1 protein-coding gene is annotated in these 1,460 nt (G+C 69.4%); it reads left to right on the forward strand.

The window, feature by feature from the left end:
* On the forward strand, positions 1-1,460 hold a 1,460-nt coding region (locus AB0E98_RS33680), incomplete at both ends, for a BTAD domain-containing putative transcriptional regulator (protein WP_361710293.1).

Raw genomic sequence — 1,460 nt, forward strand, 5'->3', positions numbered from 1 at the left:
CGCTCGGACGCACTGGCAGCGGCCTCACGCAACGAGCGCGAGCTGGCCGTCGGACTACTGCGCACCGCAGAGGCGCTGTGGCGCGGCGAACCGTTGGCCGAGTTCGCCGACAACTCCTGGGCACAGTCGGCACGTGTGCGGCTGGCCGAGGACCACCGCCGGGTGCGCGAGGAACGGATCGGCCTGGAGATGGAGTTGGGGCGGCACGCGGACCTGGTGGGCGAGTTGCAGGAACTCGCCTCCCAGAATCCGTTCGCTCAGCGGGTGATCGGCTCCCTGATGCTGGCGCTGTACCGTTCAGGTCGACACGACGAGGCTCTGTCCGTCTTCCGGGACACACGCATGCGGCTGCACCGCAGTCAGGGCATCGAACCGACCGCAGAGCTCCAGCAGCTTCATCTGCGCATGCTCGAACAAGATCACGAACTCCTGCGGGACGACACCGCGCTCACCGCTCGTCTCACACCGTATGAGTCTTCGGCCGCACCAGTCTTGCTCCCTGCTCCTGCTCCTGCTCCTGCTCCTGCTCCTGCTCCACCAGTGGAGCCCCGCAACTGCCTGCCGCGCGACACTCCGGACTTCGTCGGGCGGGCTGGTGAGTTGCGCATCCTCCTGGCCGAGGACGTGGTGGGCAACGGTACGAGGACCGCCCTGCCGGTCACCGTGATCCACGGGATGCCCGGTATCGGCAAGACGGCCCTCGCGGTGCACGCGGCGCACCGCTTGACCTCGGTCTATCCGGACGCCCAGCTCTACGTCGACCTGCGAGGGTACAGCGGTCGGCAGCCTCTGGAGCCGGCCGAAGCACTGGCCGGTCTGCTGCACGCGGGCGGATGGCTCGGCGAAATGCCGTCCACGGTGGACGAACGCGCCTCCAGATGGCGGGAGTGGACCGCCCGGCGTCGTGCGCTGATCGTCCTGGACAACGCACGCGACGCCGCTCAGGTCGCCCCGCTGCTGCCGGGCTCCCCCGCCTGCCGTGTCCTGGTGACGACGCGGAACCGGCTCACTGGGCTGGACGGAGCCTCGTCGCTGTCTCTGGACACGTTGTCGCAGCAGGAGGCGGCGTCCTACTTCGCCCGGGTCGTCGGGACCTCCAGAGTGGCCGCCGAGGCGGAGAACCTGCCGCAGATCGCGGACGCGTGTGCGTGCCATCCCCTGGCCCTGCAGATCCTCGCCAGCCGTTTCCGTCACCGGGAAGCGTGGGATCTGCAGCACCTGCTCCACCGCCTGGCGCATGCGAGCAGGCCGCTCCAGGAGTTCGATGCGCTGATCGACGCCGTGTTCCGGTTCTCGTACACGGAACTCAGCACACACGCACAGGAGTTGTTCCGCCTGCTGGCCCTGCATCCCGGTCCGGACCTCGCCCTGCCTGCAGCAGCCGCGCGGGCCCGCCGGGTAATGGCCGGCGAGCCCACCCGGCGGGTACGGTGCGGGGAGGTACTGCTCGACTCCCTCCA

The sequence above is a fragment of the Streptomyces sp. NPDC037389 genome, from assembly GCF_040636475.1.
Classification (GTDB): Bacteria; Actinomycetota; Actinomycetes; order Streptomycetales; family Streptomycetaceae; genus Streptomyces; species Streptomyces hesseae.